Origin of the sequence: Cumulibacter soli (assembly GCF_004382795.1) — a bacterium.
GTDB lineage: Bacteria > Actinomycetota > Actinomycetes > Mycobacteriales > Antricoccaceae > Cumulibacter > Cumulibacter soli.
Map to the genome: position 1 here is coordinate 582,095 of NZ_SMSG01000002.1, position 21,583 is coordinate 603,677.

Here is a 21,583-nt window from a genome sequence, read left to right on the forward strand (position 1 = left end):
TTTTGGCTCTTACTAGTTTTGGCGGGCGCGGTGCGAGGGTCGGCGGGAGTTACGCGTCGCCGTCGAACAGGCTGGTCACCGATCCGTCCTCGAAGATCTCCTTGATCGCGCGCGCAACTAGCGGCGCGATTGACAGCACCGTCATCTTGTCCAGCATCTTCTCGGCGGGAATGGGGAGCGTGTTGGTGAGGATGACTTCGCTGACGGGGGCGTCTGCGAGCCGCTGCGCGGCGGGATCAGACAGGATGCCGTGAGTCGTGGCAATGATGACGTCCTTGGCGCCTTCGCTCATCAGGGCGTCTGCGGCCTTACAGATCGTGCCGCCGGTGTCGATCATGTCGTCGATCAGTACGCACAGCCGACCCGCGACATCGCCCACGACACGATTGGCGACTGTCTGATTGGGCTGGGTGACATCGCGCGTCTTGTGGATGAACGCCAGCGGGGTCCCGCCCAGGTATTCCGACCAGCGCTCTGACAGCCGCACGCGGCCGGAATCCGGAGAGACGACGGTGATCGGCTCACCGGCGTACTTGTTGCGGATGTATTCGGTCAGGATCGGCGTAGCGAACAGGTGATCCACCGGGCCGTTGAAGAACCCCTGGATCTGCGCCGTGTGCAGATCGACCGAGATGATTCGGTCAGCTCCGGCAGCGGTGTACATATCGGCGACGAGTCGCGCGGTAATCGGCTCACGTCCGCGGCTTTTCTTATCCTGGCGCGCATACGGGAAGAACGGCGAAACAACGGTGATGCGCTTGGCAGAAGCGCGTTTGAGCGCGTCGACCAGGATGAGTTGCTCCATGAGCCAGTCATTGATCGGGGTCGTGTGCGACTGGATGACGAACACGTCCGCGCCGCGGGCCGACTCCTCCGAACGCGCGTATAGCTCGCCGTTGGCAAACGAGTACGACGACGTTCCGGTGACCGTCACTCCAAGATTTGCCGCGATCTCGTCGGCGAGCGCGGGGTACGCGCGACCGGAAAAGAGCATCAGGCTCTTCTGGCTCGGTTTCTCAATGCTGCTCATCAAGAGTCTTTCTGCTGTGCGTCGGTGTCCGGGGCACCCGCCGCGATGGCCGCCTCGGCCGCCGCTGTCCCCGCACGATTGTTCACCACCCAGCCGAGCAGGTTACGTTGAGGTCCCCCCGAAACGGCCAACGCCCCGGGCGGCACTGCCTTGCGAATCACCGTGCCCGCACCGCTGTACGCGCCGTCGCCGACACTCACCGGCGCGACATACATATTGTCCGAGCCCAATCGGCAATGGTCTCCGATCGTGGTCTGCGATTTCGCGACGCCGTCGTAGTTCACGAACACGCTGGAAGCGCCGATGTTGGTGTCGACACCGATTACCGCGTCACCGACGTACGTCAGGTGGGGCACTTTCGATTCGGAGCCAATCTGGGCATTCTTCGTTTCTACGAACGTGCCGATCTTGCCGCGCTCGCCGAGCGTGGTGTTTGGCCGCAAGTATGCGAAAGGGCCAACGTTCGCGTTCGCACCGATCACGGCGAGTTCCCCGTGGGTCCGCACAACGGTCGCGTCCGGGCCGATCTCACAGTCCTTGAGCGTGGTATCAGGTCCGACGGTGGCGCCCTGCTGGATCTTTGTCGCACCGACCAGATGTGTGCCGGGCAGAATAGTGACGTCTTGCTCAAGTTCGACGTCCGCATCGATCCAGGTGCTCTGCGGATCGACGATCGTCACACCCTCACGCATCCAGTGGGCACAGATGCGGTCGTTGAGTTGGCGCCCACGCGCGGCGAGTTCGATGCGGTCATTGCAACCGAGCGTCTCCTCGTAGGACTCAGTCACGTACGCCCCGACCTGGGCACCGTCGGCCCGCAACAGGCTGACGGCTTCGGTGAGGTACTCCTCGCCCTGCGCATTGTCCCGCGACAAACGCGAGATCACGGCGCTCAGTTGAGCCGCATCGAATGCGTAAACACCAGCGTTGACCTCGGTGATTTGTCGCTGCTGCTCGTCGGCGTCCTTCTCCTCCACGATTGCGGTGACCGCTGCGCCGGATCGCAGAATCCGGCCAAGCCCCCGCGGTTCGGGCACCCGCGCGGAGAGAATCGTCATCGCGTTGCCGGCCGTGGCGTGGTGTGCCGCGAATGCATCGAGCGTGTCTGCGGTCAGCAGCGGTGCGTCGCCGTTGAGCACGAGCACCGTGCCGCGAACGTCGGTCAGCGCCTCAAGCCCGATACGCGTCGCGTGTCCGGACCCGAGTTGCTCTTCCTGGACACAGGCTTGCGCGGCCGGTTGAATTTCCTCGAGGTGACTGCGAACCAGCTCGCGTCCAGCGCCGACGACAACCACGGTCTGCTGCGCCTTGAGCGGCGCGGCAGCGGCCAATACATGGCCCAGAAGGCTCCGACCGCCGATCGCGTGCAGCACCTTCGGTTTCGAGGATTTCATCCTGGTGCCTTGACCGGCCGCCAGGACAATCACGGCCGTGGGTGCACTACTCATCGAGCGGCTCCTTGTCGATTCCTCGGCGACTGCGCTGGGGGACTCGGACTCGAACCGAGACTGCAAGGCTCCAAAGGCCCGCGGGCTGCCGATTACCCCACCCCCCACTTGCACGGTGGTGCGACTGTCCACCCTACAGGGATGAAACCCACAAATTCCGCAGAAGGTTCCCGTGGCGAACCTACGGTCTCGTAACCTACGCTTTCGAAGGGTTCCGGCCCACGTCCCCGCTCCTTGACCCGCGAGGTATCCATGACGAGTTCCACGGCCCCCGTCAAGCCGCGTAAGTCCGAATCTGCGCTGATCTCCGGTGCAGCCACTGGTGAAGGCGGGGCAAGGCCCGTCATAGGCCGCCGCAAGGGCGTCGGCGAACAGGTGCTGCTGTACATATTCGTGATCGCGCCGCTGCTGGCCTTGTTCGCCGCAGTGCCGCTGGCCGCGGCCGGTGGCTGGCTGAGCTGGACCGATGTGATTCTCACCGCGATCTTTTATGTCATCGGCGTACTCGGCATCACGGTCGGCTATCACCGTCACTTCACCCATGGGTCGTTCAAAGCCAAGCAACCGCTGCGGATCGCGATGGCCATCGCCGGTTCGACCGCGATTCAAGGATCGGTGATCCAGTGGGTCGCCGACCATCGTCGGCACCATGCATACAGCGATCGAGACGGCGATCCGCATTCGCCGTGGCGATTCGGCACGAGCGCTGGGGCGTTGGTTAAAGGACTGTGGTGGGCACACATGGGTTGGTTGTTCGACCCGGAGAAGACGAATCGGGAGCGCTTTACGCCGGATCTGCTCAAGGACAAGCACCTCCGGTTCATCAGCAACACGTTTGGTTTGTGGGCAGTGATCAGCCTTGGACTGCCGGCGCTGCTCGGCGGCCTCATCTCGCAGAGTTGGCATGGTGCGCTCACCGCGTTCTTCTGGGCAGGACTGGTGCGCGTGGGGCTGTTGCACCACGTCACTTGGAGCATCAACTCGATCTGCCATGCGGTCGGTGAGCGGCCGTTCTCCTCGCGCGATATGTCCTCCAACTACTGGCCGCTGGCGATCCTGTCGATGGGTGAGTCGTGGCACAACCTGCATCACGCCGACCCGACCGCGGCCCGTCATGGCGTGATGAAAGGTCAGATCGACATCTCGGCCCGCGTCATTTGGATTTTCGAAAAGTTCGGGTGGGCGTATAACGTCAAGTGGCCCTCCCCCGAGCGGATCGAGGCAAAGCTCGCGAACGCCTAGGCTGGGTCTGGTCCTCACCTCTCGATAGTTCGGACATTTATGGCTTCCGGTACCACGCGGATGACGGGTGCGCAGCGCCGCACTCAACTTGTCGACATCGCCCGGAAGGTATTCGCCGAACGCGGATTCGACGGGACATCCATTGAGGAGATCGCCTCGCGGGCGCACGTGAGCAAACCCGTTGTATATGAGCATTTCGGCGGTAAGGAAGGTCTGTACGCGGTCGTCGTCGACCGGGAGATGAGTCTGCTGATGAGCAGATTCGAAAGTGCGCTGGCGGACGGACATCCCCGTTATTTGCTTGAGCGCGCCGCATTCGTGCTGCTGGACTACATCGAGAACGAGACAGACGGATTCAAGGTGCTCACCCGCGACACCCCGCCGACGGGTCGCAGCGGCACGTTCTCCAGCCTGATCAACGACGTCGCCAGCCGCGTCGAACACATCCTGGATCGCGCCTTCAAAGCCCGAGGTTACGAAACCAAATTGGCTGGGCTGTATTCGCAGGCTCTGGTGGGAATGGTGGCCGCCACCGGGCAGTGGTGGCTCGAGGAGCGCAAACCGAAGAAAGAGATCGTCGCGGCGCACCTGGTGAACCTCGCGTGGAACGGGCTGGCACACCTCGATACCTCCCCAACGGTTCGGCGCAAGCGGTAGTTCGCAGGCTGTAGTTTCTAACGACTCGCGGTCACCACGGGTCCGACTCACGCCGCACTCCCCGCGCCGGCCCCGGCGCCCTGCACATTGCTGCCAAGTTCGCGGCTTGCTGAGTAGCTATCGAGGAGATCGGCAAGTTCCCGGTGGAAGTGGTCGCGGCGGAGCGGGTCTGCGACATGCTCGGCCAGCAGCCCAATCAACTCCTCGGGCGGATCCAACCCATCCCCATCGTCATCGGGATCCGCCAACTCGGCGGATGCCGCACGAACAACGCGCGCCGATTCCGCGATGTCCTCCATGCTCGGTATTCGTATTCGGGCGTTGATGATCGGCTTTTGCTCCGGATCAACCCACGGCGGCGGAATCCACCACGGTAATCCGCGGATCATCCGCACAGCCCAACCGTTGGTCTCGAACTCGCGATGATGGTGCCCGCAGACGAGGGTCAGATTGTCGAGGTCGGTCCGCCCGCCACGCCACCATTCAGTGACGTGGTGTCGTTGCGTCCAATCCGGCGGCGCATCGCAACCCGGGTAGGAGCACCCACCATCACGGGCGATCAAGGCGTTCGTCTGATTCCTCGTCGCGATGCGACGTTCACGACCGTAGGCAACGACCCCACGGGTGTTACTGGCCCATACCGGGACCAGCAGTGCCTCACCCGCCAGACGCGTGAGGTCCTCGAGTGTGATCCGGTCGCCGCCGGCGACTCGTCCGACGTACCGTCCCCCGGCGCGTCGGCGGGCGCCGTCAACACCCCAGCGACCTGCGTCGTCCGGCGCACATTCGCCGCGCGTCTCCGCCTGCTCGCCAGTAACGCCGAGCGCAGCGAGAATCGCGTCCATATCCACTGTGATGTGCACGGTGGCGGGTGTTCCGCCGCTGGCAGGCACACCGTTGAAATCCAGCACCCGCCGCAGCACGTCACCCAGGGCGTCGTGCCGACGCTGATCTGCCGTGCGGTCGTCGCGCATGCCATCGCTGGACCCTCGGGGCGCGCTCAGCGGTGAAAGCACCGCATCTAGTTGAGCCTTTACCGCCGGATTCAAATACCCACTGATCGCGTAGGTGCCGTCGTACCGCTGCCGCCCGACCCGCAGGCCGCGGCGAGCATCGGTCACTTTGGAGTCTGGACTACGCCCGTCTGGCAGCAGCACCTCATCAAGTTTCTCGCCCACCGACCTCAGATCGGCCGGAGGAAGCGCACCGACGTACGAAACGAGTGTCTCCTCGGCCTGCTCTCGCAGCGACGCGTCGACGTCGGTGTTGCTATCGATACGACGCATCGCGGCGCCGATCTCATCGACTTGCCCAACGGTGACTTCACCATCTCGAATCGCGTCGGCCAACCGCGGTAATTTCGGCGGCAGCTCGCCCTGGCTGAAGCCATCGCGCGGCAACAACTGTTGCGCGCGACGCTCCCGCGCATTCGCTTCGCCAACACCGATCCGCAGGGCGCGCGCAAGACCACGAGCGACCCGCTTCTCGCCGGTGATGACCGTGAACGACGGATCCTCGCGCGCCGCCTCGATCACCCGGTTGTCGAACAGAACGCTGCAAGCGCGATGAGCCTCAAATTCGCCGGCGAGTTTCAACAAACACTCGACATCCAGAGCCTGAAAGTCGCCGCGCTCGCCGATTGCCAGCAATGCATCCAGGCCCACCTGAAGCTGCCTCAGTGCGTCGGCGATCTCCACCGAGAAGGCCGAGGCGACCGCTAGCGGGCCAGTCGCACCCTCGGCCGCCGCCGCTCGGGCATCCGCAGGAACGAATCGCAGCGGATCGAGTGCGCCTTTGCGACCGAATCCCGACCTGCCGGCGTCGCTAGTCACACTCATCGCTGCACCCCCTCGACTCACCCTGTACATATTTATCGTACATATGTTCGAATCATATGTCAATTCGTCAAGCGTCGAGTGTGTAAGGACATCGGTGACGGTTCAGGGCTATAAGGTCGCGTCCGTTGCCGACGTAGCGGACGCCCGATGCAGGTCGGGTGTGCTCGACGAGGATTTCGCCGTCGAGGTCGGCGGCGGGGCCGTGTTGACGTACGTCCTGCAGCAGGTCGGCGATGATCGAGCCCTCGTCGGTCATTGCCAAAGCCCGGCCACCGCCCGGCGGAATGTCGTTCGGACTCGCCCGTGGCTGCCTCGCTGATGCCCGTACGTCGAGGTAGCGCGTGAGGTGCTGCGTATTTGACCGAGGGTTCCAGTATGTAAGCAGCCTGGGCCTGGCCAATGCGGCAATGCGGCAATAACCGCCCACAAGACCACGTGCCGCCCCGGGCCAGAAGGTGGTGCAGGGTCTAGCCGATGATGCGGGCTCCGGTGACCGGGCCGTGCGCCGTACGGACGGTGCGGCACACTCCCTGCGCGCTCAGTCGCGTGGCGAGCTCCACGGCGTCGTCCTCACCATCGGCCAGGAACGCCATTGTGGGGCCACTGCCGCACAGTACGGCGGCCTGCGCACCTTCTTCGAGCCCCGCAGCCTTCGTACGCCGTAGCGACGGCATCAGACTGTAGGCCGCAGGCTCCATGTCATTGTGCAGCGCCGCTCCGACCGCGCTCAGGTCTCGTGCCCGCAGCGCGTTCAGCAACTGATCCGGCAGCTCCAGGCTGGTACCAGCACCACCCTCACCGCGGAGCCGGTCAAGTTCGGCGTACACGTCACCGGTCGAAAGGCCGTCCTCGGCGACTGCGAGCACCCAATGCCACCGTCCGGCCGCCAGCACCGGAGACAGCAACTCGCCGCGCCCGGTACCAAGCGCGAGTCCCCCCGTTAGCGAGAACACCACATCGCTGCCCAGCGTGGCTGCAATCTCTACGAGGTCCTCTCGGTCGGCGCCGGTCTGCCACAACGCGTCACAAGCGACCAAAGTGGCCGCCGCATCGGCGCTACCACCGGCAAGCCCCGCCGCAACCGGAATCTGTTTGCGTACGGCCAGCGCGACTTCAGCTTTGATTCCGGCACGTTCCGCGAGCGCCGCAGCGGCGCGCCACGCCAGATTGGTCGCATCGTCGGACACCTGTTCGGCACCCTCGCCCGTAGTGACGATGCTCAGTTCCTCGGCCTCAACCGCGACCACCTCGTCAGCGAGCGATAACGCGCAGAAAACCGTCGCGAGTTCGTGGAAACCGTCCGCGCGCGTCGATCCAATGCCGAGGTGGAGGTTGATCTTTGCCGGTGCCCTGGCGATTACTACGTCGTCGCTTTGCACCGGCGCTGTCATCTGCGGGTCTCCTCAACTCAGCAACACGAGCCTGTCGGCTAGTCGCGCGCCGGCATCTGGCGCGCTATCGCTACGAAGTCTGCCACGCCGAGGGTTTCACCCCGCAACGTCGGGTCGATCCCTGCACTTTGCAGCGCATCAGCAGCAGCGCCGGAGCTGCCGAAGATCCCAGCGAGCGCGGAGCGCAGCATCTTCCGGCGCTGCGCGAACGCGGCGTCGATCACCGCGAACACGTCCTCGCGTGGTGCATCGTCGATGGGCGCGTCGTGCCGCACCAGGGAGACCAGCGCCGAATCGACGTTGGGCACCGGCCAGAAGATCTGTCGACTGACACTCATCGCCAGCCGTACGTCGGCGTACCAGGCCGCTTTCACCGAGGGTGAACCGTACGTCTTAGAGCCAGGCGAGGCGGCGAGCCGCTCAGCGACCTCCGCTTGCACCATGACTAGGGCTCGCTCGATCGACCCGAGCGTCTCAAGCAGGTGCAGCAGCACGGGCACCGAGACGTTGTACGGCAGGTTCGCCACCAATGCCGTCGGCTGCGGATCGGGCAACTCAGTGACCCGCAACGCGTCCGCCGTCAGCACCGTCAATGCTTCGGCGTTGTCCGGCTGCAGCATTCGCACTGTCGCCGGTAACGCTTCGGCGAGCCGTGGGTCGATCTCGATCGCGGTCACCGGATGCCCAGCATCGAGCATCCCGAGGGTGAGTGAGCCTAGACCGGGACCGACCTCCAGGATCCGCTCCCCCTCGCGCAGGCCCGCGGCAGCGACGATGCGCCGTACCGTGTTGCCGTCGTGCACGAAGTTCTGCCCCAGCGTTTTGGTGGGGCGTACGCCGAGGTGCTCGGCGAGTTCACGTACAGCGGCAGGGCCCAGCAGCCGAGGACTAGTCATAAAGGTGCGAGCCGCACTCCCACTGGCTGGCGCCATACTGCATGAACAGTATCTTCGCTCGGGCCAGTTGCTCCTCGGCCGGCGCGTCGGCCGGGTTACCGGTGCCGCCGACTCCCGCCCAGGTCTGCTCCGAGAACTGGTACTCGCCGAAGTACATGTGGTTCTGCTGGTTCACAGCCTTCGGGTTATTCGTCGATTCGCAGTAGCCGAGCGCCTCCCAGTTGAGGGCGTTCACCTCGGCGGGAAATTCCTTGGTGCCTGTCGACGTCACCTCATCGACGGGTTCCTTGGTGACTTCGCTCGACTCCTCAGTCTTCGAGGTCTGTTCACCGTCGACCGTCGAGACCAGGAAGGTCACCTTCTCGGTGCCGTCCGCACCATCGGTGACGACCTCGTCGATCCCGATGTACTCGTCGGGGTTGTCCTTCTCGACCTTCTTGTGCGCGATCGTGCGCGTCTCGGTGACTTGCTGCTGATCGACTCGGGTGACCTTGATGTTCATCCCGGCGGTCACCTTCTCATCGAGCCCGGGGCTGACCGTGTCGTGCTCGCCGAGCGTGACACCCGCGTCAGCCAACGCCCCCTCGACATCGTCGGCTGCGGTGGAGACGGCGGTGCGGTCGCCGTCTACGGCGACTGAGACATCGTCGTACGTCGCGACTTCGATCGTTGCACCGGTCAACGGCAGCCGCTGCGAGCGCGAGGACACGACATCCTGGTCGGCCAAGCCGAGTTGTTCGACGGCCTCCTGCGTCGTGTACGCCGTGACGCTCTTGACGGTCGTCTCGCCGTCGATCACAACCGAAACGTCGCGGCTCTTGACCAGCGAGACGGTGCCGCCGTCGGTCACCTTCGAGTCCAGCGACGGCGTGACGGCGTCGTTCGGGCCCGGATGGACCCCGGCGTCGGTGAGCACACCTTCGACATCGGCGGCGTACGTCGTGACACTCTGCTGCTTGCCGTCAATCACCACGTCGACGTGCTTGCTCAAGTTGACGAAACCGACCGTGGCGCCGAGTACGGCGGCGCCGATCCCGACGGCCGCGTACCGGGCCATCCTCGAGTTGGACGTATGCGGTCGGCGTACTTGTACGCCGAGCGGCGCGCGAGGCAGACGCGCCGGCTTGACCGCGGCGCTCTTGGGATGTGAGGTCGCAGCAGCCACGGTGACCGTTTCGGGCTCCGCCGCTACCTCAGGCTCGCCGGGCGCGACCGCGTCCGCAGCAGGCGCTACCGGCTCGCCAGGCGCCTGGACATCACTCGCCGGCATACCGACAACCTCGTCGGACATGTCACCTGGCTCGCCGGACGGCTCGATATCGGTCGTAGCTGTCGCGACCCGGCCGTCGGACACGCCTACTGGCTCGCCGGACGCCTGGAGATCGCTCGCAGGCGTCTCCACAACCTCGTCGGACACCTCGACATCGGTCGTCGACACTGAGGTCATCGAGACTGCGGTCGACTCAGTGACGTCGACGGCCTGTGGTTCAACTGCTTGGTTGGCCGCACTCGCGGCCTGATCTGCGGCTCGCGTCTCAGCGGCCGCAGCCTTTTTCGCCGCTGCCGCGGCAGCGCGCAGTTCGCGCTTAGTGGGGGCGGAATGCCGTCCCATAGGTACCTCCGTTGCGACACGAGGTGAGGGCGGCTCCAGGCGGAGCCGCCCTCGTCCTCAGTGACTTGATCTACAGGTAGGCACCGCAGTGCGGCCACGCGCCTGGACCTTGACCGGCGAGGACCTTCTCGGCAATTGCGATCTGCTGCTCGCGGGTAGCCTGATCCGCAGTCGACGCATATGCGCCGCCGCCGTACCCAGTCCAGGTGCTGGCCGAGAACTGCAGCCCGCCGTAGAAGCCGTTGCCGGTGTTGATCGACCAGTTACCACCGGACTCACATTGCGCGACGGCATCCCAGTTGTGACCGCCAGACGGCGCGGGGGGCTCGGCACCGGTGTTTCCGCCCGAAGACTCACCGTCCTCAGAAGAGCCACCGCTGTCCGAGGAACCGCCACTGCCGGCATCGGTCGAAGGCTCCGGTTCCGGCGCGGGCTCTGGCTCCGGCTCTGGCTCTGGTTCGGGCGCAGGCTTCGTGCCAACGTGGACGACCTCATCGACGGGCTCGGTGACCCATTCGGCCTTGACCTGATCCTTGGCGACGACCTTGCCGTTCTTCTTCGTCACCTTGTAGGTGACGACCTTCTCGCCGTCCACACCCTCGGTGACGACCTCGGAGGTGCCCTCGGTGAGTGAGTCGTCCTCCTTCTGCACGGTCTCGTACGAAACGGTCTGCGTCTCTTCGATATTCGAGGAGCGGATCCGGTTGACCTTGATCGTCATACCCGGCTTGATCGCGGTATCAGCGTCCGGCTCGGTGTTGTCCTGCTGCTCGAGCTTGATGCCCTGCTCGTCAAGCAGCTCGCCGACGTCGATCGAGGTGGAGGAGGCTTCCTTCTTCTTGCCGTCGACCAGGATCGTGACGTTCTTGGAGGTGGTGACCTCCAGCGTCGTCCCATCGAGCGGAATGCGCTGCGAGCGCGAGGCCGAGACCTTGGCGTTGTCAGCGATGCCGAGCTGATCCAGCGCCTCGTCAACGGTCAGCGCAGTCACCCACTCGCTGTTTTCCTCGCCGTCGACGGAGTAGTCGACCATACGGGCGCGGGTGATGTTCACCGTGGAGCCGTCCTCGATGGAGGAATCGACTGAAGGTGTGACCGCGTCGCGGGTTTCGACGTCGATCCCGGCGTCATTGAGAACGCCGTCGACGGTGCTGGCATAGGTCGATACGGTCTGCGACTGACCGTCCAGCACGACCTCAACGGACTTGTCGAGTGCCTTGAATGCCACGGTGCCACCGACAACTGCGGTGACGGCCAGGACACTCAGGCCGATGCGGTAAGAACGACGCACTTTGCTCCGATGATTGCACTTCGCAGGCAGGGGAAGCATCGTCGTCCACACGGATCCCGACTCGTCTTCGGCGCCTCGGCGACCGTCGACTCCCCATCCTGACCGGTTCGGTTACAAGACGATAACGGACATGTCACGACGACGCCAGTGTTTCGTGACCGAGCGTGATCTATCAAACTGTCGCGAGTCAGGACCACACGCCGTACACACGCTCGCTGTTGTCACTGAGGGCATGGCACAACGCGGCCAGATCCTCGCCACGAACGTTCGCCATCTGCGCGATGGTCAACGGCGTCAGATACGGCGCATTGGGCCTGCCGCGATGCGGCATCGGGGTCAGGAAGGGCGCATCCGTCTCGGCCAGCAACAGGTCTTGCGGTGCCACGGCGTACGCCGCACGCAAGTGCGTCGAGGCGTTGAAGGTCGAGTTGCCCGCGAAACTCATGTAATACCCAAGGTCTGCGCACCGGCGCGCCATCTGCTCATCCCCGGAGAAGCAATGGAACACGACCTTCTCAGGAGCACCTTCGGCAGCGAGCACGTCGAACACGTCGTCGTGAGCGTCACGGTCGTGAATCATCAACGCGACGCCGTGGCGCTTGGCGATGTCGATGTGCCGGGCGAACGATTCGCGCTGCACGTCCTGTCCCGCGACTTCCCGCGTACGAAAATAATCCAGCCCGGTCTCCCCGACCGCGCGCACGCGTGGTCGCGCCGCCAACTCATCGATCACATCGAGCGCGGCAGCCAAGCCATCACCGAGCCTCGGCGCATCGTTCGGGTGCAGGGCGACCGCGGCCAGCACCCGATCGTCGGCGGCCGCCAGATCGGCAGCCCACCGCGACGATGCGACATCGGTACCGACCTGCACGATCCGGTCGATCCCGACCGATTCGGCCTTGTCCAGATGCTCACTCGCCGTGCCACCGATCCAGTCGATGACGATGTCGAGATGGGTGTGATTGTCCGGTACGGCGACCGGCAGCGGCTCAGGGAGCTCCGGCGGCGTCTTCTCCCGCTCGAGCTGGGCCTTACTCTTTCCCACTACGCGCTCTTTCCCACGACGCACTCTCTACCCACTACGCGCTCGTACTCACTGGGCGCTCATACCCGCTGACGTGCTCGTGTGCACTATGCGCCGGCCTCGGCGTCCGCCTCGATCCGCGGGAACAACACCTCGCCCTTGACGACCTTCGATCCCGGCTTCAGCACGCCCCAGTCGGCGGCGCTGGCGATCGTCTGTGCGTCCAGCGGTCCCACGCTCTCATGCGCGCCGAGCGACTCCCACAGCTTGGTCGCGGTGCTTGGCATCACCGAATGGTGCAGTACGGCGACCGCGCGCAGCGATTCGGCGCAGGTGTACAGGATGGTCGCGAGGCGCTCGCGCGCCAGCGCTGAATCGTCCTTGGCCACCGACCACGGCTGCTGTTCAGTGATGTAGCCGTTCACCGCCGTCACGAAGTCGTGCGTGGCACTGATCGCTTCGTGCACCTGCATGTTGCTGATCGCCACATCGGCCGTGCGGACGGTGCGTACGAGCAGGTCCGCCAGCGTGCCGTCGGCGTCGCTGAGCGCGCCTGGCTTCGCCAGTTCGCCGTCGAAGTACTTGCCGATCATGGCGGCGACCCGGCTGGCCAGGTTGCCAAGGTTGTTGGCGAGTTCGTCGGTATATACCGCGTGCAGGTGTTCCCAGGAGAACGACGCATCGCTGCCGAACGGAATGGCCTTCATGAAGTAGTAGCGGTACGCGTCCGTGCCGAACGTACCGACGATCTCCCGGGGATGGATTGCGGTGGCATTGCTCTTGGCCATTTTCTTGCCGCCGACCAGCAGGTAGCCGTGCACGTACACGCGCCGCGGCGGCTGCTGCCCCGCAGCCATCAGCATCGCGGGCCAGATGACCGAGTGAAAACGAAGAATGTCGCGGCTCATCAAATGGGTGGCAGGCCAGATCTTGGCGAACTCGGCCGGATCGTCGAAGATTTTCGCCGCGCTCGTGTAATTCAGCAGCGCATCGATCCAGACGTAGAGGACCTGCGAGGAATCCCATGGGACCTGGATGCCCCAGTCGAAGGACGACCGTGAGATCGACAGATCGTGCAGACCGGACTTGACGTAGTTGATGATCTCGTTGCGGCTGGTCTGGGGTGCGATGAAGTCGGGCACCTCGTCGTACAACGCCAGCAGTTTGTCGCCGAACTCGCTGAGCTTGAAGAACCAGTTCTTCTCGGTGATCATTTCGGCCGGACGCTCGTGCACCAAACAGTTACCGTCTGCGTCCAGGTCGTCGTCCGACTTGAACTCCTCACAGTCCACGCAGTACATCCCCGAGTACTCACCCTCGTAGACGTATCCGGCGTCGTACAGCCGCTGCCAGAACTCCTGCACCTGCCGGACGTGGTCCTCATCCGTGGTGCGGATGAACCGGTCGTACTTGATGTCGAGCAGATCCCAGGCGGGCTTCCACTCGGTTTCAATCAGCGAATCAACGAATTCCTGCGGACTCTGTCCGTTCTTCTGCGCCGTACGCATCACCTTTTGACCGTGCTCGTCGGTGCCGGTCAGGAAGTACACGTTCTCGCCGCGGTGGCGGTGCCAACGGGCCAATACATCGGCCGCGGTGGTCGTGTATGCGCTGCCGATATGCGGGGCAGCGGTGACGTAATAAATGGGCGTCGTGATGAAGAATGACTTCGCCGGGGTTTCAGGCATGCCCTCTAGGGTAATGGCGCGGCTAGTGTGACTGAGTCGCAGTCGTCGACACTCGCGCAAGCGGCACCCGTTCCGCCAGTTCGCCAGGAGGTCTCGCCATGGGTGGTGAGAGTCAGCCCCGCAAGAACCGCAACCCGCTGAGTGGACTGCCGGTCATTCGACGCGGCAATCCCCCGAAGGACACCCCCGAGCCGACGGTGCGTCACGACCCGATCGTCGGATTGGCGGTATATCGCGACGGTGAGGTTCTCTCGCGCGGCGGTGAGTGTGCCGCGGCCGCCGAACTCGCGCGGCGCGAGAACGGCTTCGTGTGGTTGGGCCTGCATGAGCCGACCGCCGAGGAGTTCGAGACGATCGCGAACGAGTTCGGTCTGCACCCGCTGTCCGCCGAGGACGCGGTCATGGCGCATAACCGTCCCAAACTCGAGGCGTACGACGATTCGTTGTTCATGGTCATGAAGACCGCGCGATACGTCGAGCACGAAGAGTTGACCTCGACCAGCGAGGTCATCCGTACCAGTGAAGTCATGGTGTTCATCGGCAGTTATTTCGCGATCAGTGTGCGGCACGGCGATTTCGGCGAGTTGGGCGAATTGCGCGATCGCCTCGAGAACCACGACACCGATCTGTTGCGGCTCGGACCGGCCGCAGTCATGTATGCGATTGCGGACGTCGTCGTCGATCGCTACTTGGATGTCTGCGTCGAAGTCGAGGAAGACCTCGATGAGCTCGAGGCGAGCGTGTTCTCACCGCATCGCACCAACCATGACGTTGAACGGATCTACCAACTCAAGCGTGAGTTGCTCGCGCTCAAGCGGGCGGTGACACCGCTGGCGATTCCATTCGACAACCTCGCGAACCGCCCGATGAGGATGGTGCCGGCGCCGATTCGCGACTACTTCCGCGATATCAACGACCACCTCAGTAAGACCCGCGACACCGTGGCCGGTCTGGACGAATTGCTCACCTCGATATTGCAGGCCTCGATTGCGCGGATCTCGTTGTCGGAGAACGAGGACATGCGCAAGATCACCTCATGGGCAGCGATCGCGGCCGTACCAACCGCGATCGCAGGCATCTACGGTATGAACTTCACCGTCATGCCAGAGTTGGATTGGCGATTCGGTTACCCGGCGGTCATGCTGCTCATGCTGACGATCTGCGTGTTGCTTTATCGCGGGTTCAAGCGCAACAACTGGCTCTAACGTCCTCCTACCGCGTGATGTGCCGCCCCACTGTCGGGATATCGATATCGCGGACCGCCGCCCGGATCTAAACCACGGAGCGAGGACCTGACCGCGGGCGCGCGCCTCGTTGGTGGCGCCGTCCCGTCTACCCCACGGCGCGGAGCGCTGGCTAACGGGCGTGGAAGGCGTCGAAGACAGCGCGTTTAGGCGTGCCGGTCGCTGCCGCGACCAGCGCGACGGCGTCCTTCTTACTGGAGCCGGCATCGACCTCTTTGGCCACCAGCGCGCGCAACTCCTCGGCGTCCAACTCACGACGCGGTTGAGCGCCGGCGATCACCAGCGTGATTTCACCGCGAACCCCATCAGCGGCCCACTCTGCCAGTTCGGCGAGCGTGCCGCGTTTGACCTCCTCGTATGTCTTCGTCAGTTCGCGACATACCGCCGCACGCCGCTCACCGCCCAGGACCTCGACGCACGCCTCGAGCGTGGCGGCTATGCGGTGCGGCGCTTCGAACGCGATCACAGTGCGCGGCTCGGCGACCAATTGCGCGAGCATCCGCGCCCGCTCCCCCGGCTTACGTGGCACGAACCCTTCGAAGCAGAACCGGTCGCTCGGCAACCCGGACAGCGCCAATGCAACGGTCACTGCAGATGGTCCCGGTAAGCAGGTGACCGGCAGACCGGCGTCCACCGCCGCGTCGACCACTCGGTACCCCGGATCGGAGACCGTTGGCATGCCGGCATCCGAGACCACCAGCACCGACGATCCTGCACGTAGCGCCTCGACGAGCTCGCTCGCCCGTTCTGCCTCACGGTGGTCGTAATAGGAGACGACCCTGGCTGTCAGCGTCACGCCCAGGTCGGCCGCGAGACGTTTCGTACGGCGCGTGTCCTCGGCGGCGATAACGTCCGCGTCGGCCAGCGCTCTGCGCAGCCGGTCGCTGGAATCCTCACGATTGCCCAGCGGTGTTCCGGCGAGCACCAGCGTTCCGGGCGGCATTCGCCATGCTCCGAGATCGCCGCGCACACTATTCACGCCGCTCAGCCTACGATCTACACCCGTGAGTGATGACGCCGCATCGATGCCCGCCGACGCCCCGGTGACTTCCACGCTCACCATTGATTCCCGGCGCCCGGCTGATTCCCGACGCCCGGCCATCGCACCCGACGTCGAGGCGCAGCGCCGACGCGACATCGTACGACGGCTCGCACCACCGATGCCTGCCGATACCGGCCGCGCCTGGATCGCGACCCTGGTGCTGGTTCTCGCCGCCGCGATCGTCCGGTTGGTGAATCTCGGTTTCCCACAGCGCTTGGTCTTCGACGAGGCGTACTACGTGCCCGAGGCCGAACAGATTCTGCGGTACGGGTTCGAGGAAAACCGCGCGTATTACTTCATCGTCCACCCGCCATTCGGTAAATGGAACATCGCACTCGGCGAGTGGCTGTTCGGCTACACGCCGAACGGGTGGCGCTTCAGCGCGGTACTCGCTGGCGTAATCGCAATCGCGCTGCTGACCTTCGTGGTCCGCCGGATTACCCGATCGACGTTCCTGGGTCTGGCGGCCGGGGTGATGTTGGCCTGCGACGGTTTCTCATTCGTTCTAAGCCGCACCGGAATCCTGGACATCTTCCTTCAAGTGTGGGTACTTGCCGGGTTCGTCTGCATAGTGCTCGATCGCGACCGGTTCCGCGCACAACTCGCCGCGGCGTACGAATCCGGGCGGTCGTACGGCCGTTGGGGCCCGGCCGTTGGATTCCGCTGGTGGCGCCTAGCCGCCGGCGTCTGCTTCGGCCTGGCGATGTCGGTGAAGTGGAGCGGCGGCTACTTTCTCGCCATCTTCGCGATCCTGTCCGTATGGTGGGATGTCGGCGCATACCGGCTGATCGGACTTCGACGGCCGTACCTCGTCGCGATACGCCGTTCGCTACCGTTCGCGTTCTGGGATCTGGCGCTCGTACCCGCACTCACCTATCTGGCGAGCTGGATCGGCTGGTTCGCCGGCGAATCGGCACAGGGACGCCACTGGGCCGAAGGTCGCGCGAGCGACTATCCCTTCATTCCGGAGGCGATACGGTCCTGGTGGCACATGCAAGGCGAGTGGCTGACCTTCCACAACGAGCTGTCCAGCCCCCATCCGTTTGAGTCCGGGCCATGGTCGTGGCTGTTCACCGGACGGCCCGTGCTGATGCTCAACGACCACTTCAACCAGCAGGGCACGGACACCTGGAACACGATTGTGATGATCGGCAACCCTGCGCTGTGGTGGGTGTTCGCGCTCGCCGCACTGTGGTGCTGCTGGCGGTTGATCACGCGCCGCGACTGGGCGGCCGCGGCCGTGATCGGCGGCATAGTCGCCGGCTGGGCGTTGTGGCTGATCAACACCGATCGCACGATGTTCATGTTTTACATGGCGCCGGTAGTGCCGTTCTTCATCCTGGCGATCGCGCTGTGTCTGCAGGACGTGCTGGGCTCGCGATCAGACCTGCCGCTGCGCCGCAAGGCAGGCGCGGCCGGGGTATCTGCGTACCTGGCGCTGGTGATCGTGCTGTTCGTATTCTTCCTACCCGTGCTCAACGGTAGCGATATGAGCACCGAGGAACGTTCGGCGCGAATGTGGTTGAGCACGTGGGGCTAGTCGGCCTCCATGCCCCACTGTGGGGTCTGCGCCAACGAACTCCAATACTGCCGGCGCGCTTCATACATCGCGATCGACGCGGCAGTCGCCACATTTAGCGAGCCGACTCTGCCTATTTGCGGCAGAAAACCGACGGCGTCCACCGCAGCCAGTGCCGCCGCGCTCACCCCACGATCCTCATGTCCCAGTAGGAGCGCCGACGGCTTCGTCAGGTCGATCTCGTGCAGCGGGCGCGATTCGTCGGCAAGTTCCAGTGCGACGACCGCGTAGCCGTCGCCTTGCGCCGCAGCGATCGCGGCGAGCCCATCGTCGTAGGTCGTGTACGCCAGGTATCGGTCGGTGCCCAGCGCGGTCTTCTGAGTCTTTGGCGACCGGGGCGCAGCCGAGTCCCCGCCGAGGTACAACTGTCGTACGCCGAGCGCTGCCGCCGTGCGAATAATGGCGCCCACGTTCCACGGCGAAGCCACAGAATCCAGCACCAGCGCGAGTTCGGGTGGGTCGGTACGTTTCCAGCTGCGGTGCAGGCGTTTGAGATCTGTTCCCCGCAATTGGCTCATCGCACTTCCCTTTCCTGGCGCACTTGTAGGGTGCGATAGCTATTGCGCGAAGATACGCGCTCGACGTCGAATCCTTGACCGGTAAGCCATCCCGCCAACGAGTCCGAACCGAGATGTTTACCCACCACGAAGTACGCCGTACCGTCAGGCGCCAGACGCCCCAACCAGTGCAGCAATAATGCCTGTAGCGGACGTTTGCCGATCCTAATTGGCGGGTTGGAGTAGATCGCGTCGAACACGATGTCAGCGGGGACCGCTTCGGGCGGACATACCGTCACGTTGCTCAACGCATTGCGTTGCGCGTTCGCAGCGGTGAGCGCACGCGCTCGCTCGTTCACATCAATGGCGATAACATCGCTATGCGGTGATCGCGCCGCTAAAGTGAGCGCGATTGGCCCGTACCCGCATCCCAGGTCCAGCAGAGATCCGGATGCCGGTGGCGGTGGTGCCGACTCCAAGAAGATTCGAGTCGCATCGTCGAGTCGACCGTAACTAAACACCCCGTGGTCGCTGGTGAGCGTCAACGAAATATCAGGCAACAACACATCGACATCGCGCGGTTCGCTACGAATATCGGGCGTCTGAGAGAAGTAGTGCTCGCCGCCGTCGCTCATACCGCAATCCTAACGAGCGACGTATATGTGACTGATTCCGGCCAATTGGTAACGATCGCACAAGGACTGTGCGGCACCTCTGCGCATATCGCACACTTTCGTATCGGCCGCATCAGGTTTCTGTGCGGCAATTGTCTCTGCTCCGCCACAATTCGACTGAGTTTGACCTTGCTCATAGACGTTTCCAACAGACTCTGTTATCGCGCGCGCAGCGCGCGTGATTCCTTACTGTGCGCCAAGTCCCCGATGAGATGACCAACGTTCACCCAGGTCGACAAAATCGATAGATCACGTATTGTGGCTACTGGTCCAGATCGGTCCCGGCGCGTTGCCGGGCCTGCTCGCGGGAGGGCTCCGTGGCGGAGCGCCTCAGCACGTTCGAACCATTGCCGCTGACGCGGCCCGCGAGCTCGACGCGCAGGTCAAGAAGGACCTGCCGTTACCCGCTGGACGGCACCAGGCGGGCTCCCGTGGCTGAAACTCAGGCGCGGTCGATACCCATTCCCGGGCCCTGCTAGGCGCTGCTACACCCGCCGCTTCTTCGTGGGTTCATCCCCACACCGTCGCGGCGGGCTCGGAACCGCACCGGAGGCGATCGCTTAATGCAGTCCGCGAAGTCCTTGTCGGACAAACTTCGTGAACCGACTATCGAGGACGGATCCGCCATGTGGCGGGTCGCGCGTGACTCAGAAAGACTCGACCTAAACACGCCATACGCCTACTTGCTGTGGGCACGCGACTTCGCTGCGACCTCCGTGGTCGCCGAGGTGGACGGCGTCGTCGGCGGGTTCGTCAGTGGCTACATCCGTCCCGATGCGCCCGGCACCCTCATGGTGTGGCAGGTCGCTGTGGACGAGGCCTGTCGCGGCCGCGGCTTAGCTGGGCGGATGCTGGACGAACTGGCTGAGCGCACGGGCGCACACGCCTTGGAGACCACGATCACCGCGGACAACCCCGAGTCGATCGCGTTGTTCAGTTCTTTCGCGCGCCGCCGTGGCGCCGAACACACTGTCGCGGATCTCTTCACCGCCGACGTCTTCCCCGATGGCGGCGAGCATGAACCCGAGTTGCTACATCGCATCTCCCCACTCCACTAAGCGAGTACCCGATCCAAGTCACTTCCCTAACCAAGGAGAAAAGAATGACTGCCACGATCACCTCTCCCGAAAAGTCCGGAGAGTCCGATAAGCGGGCGAACCCCGCAACCGATATCTTCGAGCGGCGCGAATCACAAGTTCGCAGTTACTGCCGCAGTTGGCCGGTCGTGTTCGATCGCGCCCGCGGCGCCGAACAGGTCACTGAGGACGGCACGACCTACCTGGACTTCTTCTCAGGCGCCGGCGCACTGAACTACGGGCACAACCACCCTGTCATCAAGGGCGCGCTACTGGATTACCTCGCCGAGGACAATGTCGTGCACGCCCTGGACATGTACACCCCCGCAAAGCGAGCGTTCCTGACGGCGTTCGAGGAGAAGATTCTGCAGCCGCGGGGTATGGATCACAAGATTCAACTGCCTGGCCCCACCGGCACGAACTCCGTGGAGACAGCGCTGAAGATCGCCCGCAAGGCCACCGGGCGTCCCTACATCGTCTCGTTCACCAACGCATTCCACGGGATGACCCTGGGTTCGCTGGCGGTGACCGGCAACTCGATGAAGCGCGAAGGTGCTGGAGCACCGCTGTATCACTCCCAGACGGCGCCGTACGACGATTACTTCGACGGCGCGACTCCCGACTTCCACTGGCTTGAGTCCGTGTGGGCGGACAGTGGTTCGGGCGTCGACCTACCGGCTGCCGTGATCGTCGAGACCGTGCAGGGCGAGGGCGGCCTGCGCGCCGCACGTAACGAGTGGTTACGCGACCTTTCGGCGCTGTGCCGTCGTTTCGAGGTGCTGCTGATCATCGACGACGTGCAAGCCGGATGTGGGCGCACCGGAGCCTTCTTCTCCTTCGAGGAAGCCGGTATCGAGCCAGACATCATCTGCCTGTCGAAGTCGCTGTCCGGTATGGGGCTGCCGCTGTCGGTTACCCTCCTGCGCCCTGAATTGGATCTGTGGGAGCCGGCCGAGCACAACGGCACCTTCCGCGGGTTCAACCCCGCTTTCGTCACCGCGACTGCCGCGCTTAATGAGTTCTGGGCAGACGATGCCTTCGAGAACACCGTTCGGGAGCGTTGCGCTCAGCTCACCTCCGGACTACTGGCCATCATCGATGAGCGCGAGGACGCGAGCTATCGAGGCCGCGGACTGTTGGCCGGGATCGTCTTCGATGATCTCGAGCGCGCCGAGAAGGTCGCCGCCGAAGCATTCCGCCGCGGTCTACTCATTGAGACTTCCGGGCCCAGCAGCGAGGTCGTCAAGGTCATGCCGCCGCTGACAGTCACCGAAGAAGAACTCAATCACGGACTCACCATCCTCGCCGAGGCCGTTCGCGCGGCCTAGTCGGCACCACAACATCTGAGAGGACA

19 protein-coding genes and 1 tRNA gene are annotated in these 21,583 nt (G+C 64.0%); 6 read left to right on the forward strand and 14 right to left on the reverse strand.

Features of this window, described 5'->3' with window-relative positions:
* Positions 1-49 precede the first annotated feature (49 nt).
* The 3 genes from E1H16_RS06475 to E1H16_RS06485 all read right to left on the reverse strand — a co-directional run bounded on the left by E1H16_RS06475 (position 50) and on the right by E1H16_RS06485 (position 2,585).
* Complete coding sequence (locus E1H16_RS06475; protein ID WP_134322856.1) at positions 50-1,030, reverse strand: ribose-phosphate diphosphokinase; 981 nt, start codon at positions 1,028-1,030, stop codon at positions 50-52.
* A complete protein-coding gene (glmU, locus tag E1H16_RS06480; RefSeq protein WP_134322857.1) occupies positions 1,030-2,478 on the reverse strand; it encodes a bifunctional UDP-N-acetylglucosamine diphosphorylase/glucosamine-1-phosphate N-acetyltransferase GlmU in 1,449 nt (482 codons plus the stop codon). Before glmU ends, E1H16_RS06475 begins: the two co-directional genes overlap by 1 nt.
* Positions 2,479-2,512: 34 nt before the next feature.
* A tRNA-Gln gene (locus tag E1H16_RS06485) sits at positions 2,513-2,585 on the reverse strand.
* A 145-nt stretch (positions 2,586-2,730) separates the two neighbouring features.
* On the opposite strand from E1H16_RS06485, the gene E1H16_RS06490 reads away from it, so the two are divergent.
* Positions 2,731-3,720: an acyl-CoA desaturase gene (locus E1H16_RS06490; RefSeq protein ID WP_134322858.1), complete on the forward strand. Its 990-nt coding sequence runs from the start codon at positions 2,731-2,733 to the stop codon at positions 3,718-3,720.
* A gap of 39 nt (positions 3,721-3,759) precedes the next feature.
* Positions 3,760-4,377, forward strand: a complete 618-nt coding sequence (locus tag E1H16_RS06495; RefSeq protein ID WP_243837715.1) for a TetR/AcrR family transcriptional regulator — start codon at positions 3,760-3,762, stop codon at positions 4,375-4,377.
* Positions 4,378-4,424: 47 nt separating this feature from the next.
* On the opposite strand, the gene E1H16_RS06500 is transcribed toward E1H16_RS06495, so the two are convergent.
* The 8 genes from E1H16_RS06500 to metG all read right to left on the reverse strand — a co-directional run bounded on the left by E1H16_RS06500 (position 4,425) and on the right by metG (position 14,117).
* Positions 4,425-6,215, reverse strand: coding sequence for an HNH endonuclease signature motif containing protein (locus tag E1H16_RS06500; RefSeq protein ID WP_166741646.1), 1,791 nt, complete (start codon positions 6,213-6,215; stop codon positions 4,425-4,427).
* A gap of 67 nt (positions 6,216-6,282) precedes the next feature.
* Positions 6,283-6,471, reverse strand: coding sequence for a hypothetical protein (locus E1H16_RS06505; protein ID WP_134322860.1), 189 nt, complete (start codon positions 6,469-6,471; stop codon positions 6,283-6,285).
* A 211-nt stretch (positions 6,472-6,682) separates the two neighbouring features.
* Positions 6,683-7,606, reverse strand: coding sequence for a 4-(cytidine 5'-diphospho)-2-C-methyl-D-erythritol kinase (locus E1H16_RS06510; protein ID WP_134322861.1), 924 nt, complete (start codon positions 7,604-7,606; stop codon positions 6,683-6,685).
* A gap of 38 nt (positions 7,607-7,644) precedes the next feature.
* Positions 7,645-8,502, reverse strand: coding sequence for a 16S rRNA (adenine(1518)-N(6)/adenine(1519)-N(6))-dimethyltransferase RsmA (rsmA, locus tag E1H16_RS06515; RefSeq protein ID WP_134322862.1), 858 nt, complete (start codon positions 8,500-8,502; stop codon positions 7,645-7,647).
* On the reverse strand, positions 8,495-10,114 hold the full coding sequence (locus tag E1H16_RS06520; RefSeq protein WP_134322863.1) for a resuscitation-promoting factor: 1,620 nt from the start codon (positions 10,112-10,114) through the stop codon (positions 8,495-8,497). The genes rsmA and E1H16_RS06520 overlap by 8 nt, the downstream gene beginning before the upstream one ends.
* Positions 10,115-10,184: 70 nt before the next feature.
* Positions 10,185-11,405 (reverse strand): transglycosylase family protein, encoded by a 1,221-nt coding sequence (locus tag E1H16_RS18895; protein ID WP_166741647.1) that lies wholly within the window; start codon positions 11,403-11,405, stop codon positions 10,185-10,187.
* Between the two features lie 187 nt (positions 11,406-11,592).
* Positions 11,593-12,450 (reverse strand): TatD family hydrolase, encoded by an 858-nt coding sequence (locus E1H16_RS06530; protein ID WP_134322865.1) that lies wholly within the window; start codon positions 12,448-12,450, stop codon positions 11,593-11,595.
* 86 nt (positions 12,451-12,536) lie between these two features.
* Positions 12,537-14,117, reverse strand: coding sequence for a methionine--tRNA ligase (gene metG / locus E1H16_RS06535; protein WP_134322866.1), 1,581 nt, complete (start codon positions 14,115-14,117; stop codon positions 12,537-12,539).
* A gap of 98 nt (positions 14,118-14,215) precedes the next feature.
* On the opposite strand from metG, the gene E1H16_RS06540 reads away from it, so the two are divergent.
* Positions 14,216-15,322, forward strand: coding sequence for a magnesium and cobalt transport protein CorA (locus E1H16_RS06540; RefSeq protein WP_134322867.1), 1,107 nt, complete (start codon positions 14,216-14,218; stop codon positions 15,320-15,322).
* 151 nt (positions 15,323-15,473) lie between these two features.
* On the opposite strand, the gene rsmI is transcribed toward E1H16_RS06540, so the two are convergent.
* On the reverse strand, positions 15,474-16,340 hold the full coding sequence (rsmI, locus tag E1H16_RS06545) for a 16S rRNA (cytidine(1402)-2'-O)-methyltransferase (protein WP_243837717.1): 867 nt from the start codon (positions 16,338-16,340) through the stop codon (positions 15,474-15,476).
* A gap of 25 nt (positions 16,341-16,365) precedes the next feature.
* On the opposite strand from rsmI, the gene E1H16_RS06550 reads away from it, so the two are divergent.
* On the forward strand, positions 16,366-17,943 hold the full coding sequence (locus E1H16_RS06550; RefSeq protein WP_134322868.1) for a dolichyl-phosphate-mannose--protein mannosyltransferase: 1,578 nt from the start codon (positions 16,366-16,368) through the stop codon (positions 17,941-17,943).
* Here E1H16_RS06550 and E1H16_RS06555 read toward each other — a convergent pair.
* Positions 17,940-18,500, reverse strand: coding sequence for a TrmH family RNA methyltransferase (locus E1H16_RS06555; protein ID WP_134322869.1), 561 nt, complete (start codon positions 18,498-18,500; stop codon positions 17,940-17,942). The two genes, E1H16_RS06550 and E1H16_RS06555, sit on opposite strands and share 4 nt — an antisense overlap.
* Complete coding sequence (locus E1H16_RS06560; protein ID WP_134322870.1) at positions 18,497-19,114, reverse strand: class I SAM-dependent methyltransferase; 618 nt, start codon at positions 19,112-19,114, stop codon at positions 18,497-18,499. The genes E1H16_RS06555 and E1H16_RS06560 overlap by 4 nt, the downstream gene beginning before the upstream one ends.
* Before the next feature lie 602 nt (positions 19,115-19,716).
* On the opposite strand from E1H16_RS06560, the gene ectA reads away from it, so the two are divergent.
* Both ectA and ectB read left to right on the forward strand, forming a co-directional pair.
* Complete coding sequence (gene ectA / locus E1H16_RS06565) at positions 19,717-20,211, forward strand: diaminobutyrate acetyltransferase (protein ID WP_134322871.1); 495 nt, start codon at positions 19,717-19,719, stop codon at positions 20,209-20,211.
* Positions 20,212-20,255: 44 nt separating this feature from the next.
* Entirely contained in the window at positions 20,256-21,557 is a 1,302-nt protein-coding gene (ectB, locus tag E1H16_RS06570; RefSeq protein WP_134322872.1) for a diaminobutyrate--2-oxoglutarate transaminase, read from the forward strand.
* Positions 21,558-21,583 lie beyond the last annotated feature (26 nt).

Coding starts and splice junctions, on each gene's coding strand:
- E1H16_RS06540 (WP_134322867.1), top strand. CDS start 14,216: ATGGGTGGTGAGAGTCAGCCCCGCAAGAACCGCAACCCGCTGAGTGGA.
- E1H16_RS06520 (WP_134322863.1), bottom strand. CDS start 10,114: ATGGGACGGCATTCCGCCCCCACTAAGCGCGAACTGCGCGCTGCCGCG.
- ectB (WP_134322872.1), top strand. CDS start 20,256: ATGACTGCCACGATCACCTCTCCCGAAAAGTCCGGAGAGTCCGATAAG.
- E1H16_RS06490 (WP_134322858.1), top strand. CDS start 2,731: ATGACGAGTTCCACGGCCCCCGTCAAGCCGCGTAAGTCCGAATCTGCG.
- glmU (WP_134322857.1), bottom strand. CDS start 2,478: ATGAGTAGTGCACCCACGGCCGTGATTGTCCTGGCGGCCGGTCAAGGC.
- rsmA (WP_134322862.1), bottom strand. CDS start 8,502: ATGACTAGTCCTCGGCTGCTGGGCCCTGCCGCTGTACGTGAACTCGCC.
- E1H16_RS06475 (WP_134322856.1), bottom strand. CDS start 1,030: ATGAGCAGCATTGAGAAACCGAGCCAGAAGAGCCTGATGCTCTTTTCC.
- E1H16_RS06555 (WP_134322869.1), bottom strand. CDS start 18,500: ATGAGCCAATTGCGGGGAACAGATCTCAAACGCCTGCACCGCAGCTGG.
- E1H16_RS06500 (WP_166741646.1), bottom strand. CDS start 6,215: ATGAGTGTGACTAGCGACGCCGGCAGGTCGGGATTCGGTCGCAAAGGC.
- E1H16_RS06505 (WP_134322860.1), bottom strand. CDS start 6,471: ATGACCGACGAGGGCTCGATCATCGCCGACCTGCTGCAGGACGTACGT.
- E1H16_RS06510 (WP_134322861.1), bottom strand. CDS start 7,606: ATGACAGCGCCGGTGCAAAGCGACGACGTAGTAATCGCCAGGGCACCG.
- metG (WP_134322866.1), bottom strand. CDS start 14,117: ATGCCTGAAACCCCGGCGAAGTCATTCTTCATCACGACGCCCATTTAT.
- E1H16_RS06495 (WP_243837715.1), top strand. CDS start 3,760: ATGGCTTCCGGTACCACGCGGATGACGGGTGCGCAGCGCCGCACTCAA.
- ectA (WP_134322871.1), top strand. CDS start 19,717: ATGCAGTCCGCGAAGTCCTTGTCGGACAAACTTCGTGAACCGACTATC.
- E1H16_RS06560 (WP_134322870.1), bottom strand. CDS start 19,114: ATGAGCGACGGCGGCGAGCACTACTTCTCTCAGACGCCCGATATTCGT.